The organism is Streptomyces sp. SID12501, from assembly GCF_010550245.1.
In the GTDB taxonomy this organism is placed as follows: Bacteria; Actinomycetota; Actinomycetes; order Streptomycetales; family Streptomycetaceae; genus Streptomyces.
In genome coordinates, this window is the sequence record NZ_JAAGLU010000418.1 from 1 (window position 1) to 518 (window position 518).

Genomic DNA, 518 nt, shown 5'->3' on the forward strand with positions numbered 1-518 from the left:
GTCATCGGCATCTGCGACTCCCCGGTCGGGCTCGGCCGCCGGATCGCCCGACTGCTCGGCGCCCGTCCCGAGGAGGCCTGGATCGACTACGTCGGCCTCAACCACCTCGGCTGGGTGCGCGGCCTGCGGATCGCCGGCCGCGACGAACTGCCCCGACTGCTGGCCGACACCGCGGCGCTGGAGTCCTTCGAGGAGGGCCGGTTGTTCGGCGCCGAGTGGCTGCGCTCGCTGGGGGCGATCCCGAACGAGTACCTGCACTACTACTACTTCAACCGTGACACCGTACGGGCCTACCAGGAGGCCAAGCAGACGCGCGGCGCCTTCCTGCGCGACCAGCAGCGCGGCTTCTACGCCGAGGCCGGGGGCCCCGGGGCGTCCGCCGGATCCGCGCTCTCGGCCTGGGACCGGACGCGGGCCGAGCGGGAGGCCACGTACATGGCCGAGAACCGGGAGGTGGCCGGCGTCGGCGAGCGAGAGGAGAGCGACCTGGAGTCCGGCGGCTACGAGAAGGTCGCCCT

General features: G+C 73.0%; 1 pseudogene. It reads left to right on the forward strand.

Features of this window, described 5'->3' with window-relative positions:
• Positions 1-518: pseudogene (locus G3I71_RS46540) on the forward strand (6-phospho-beta-glucosidase); the annotation flags it as partial.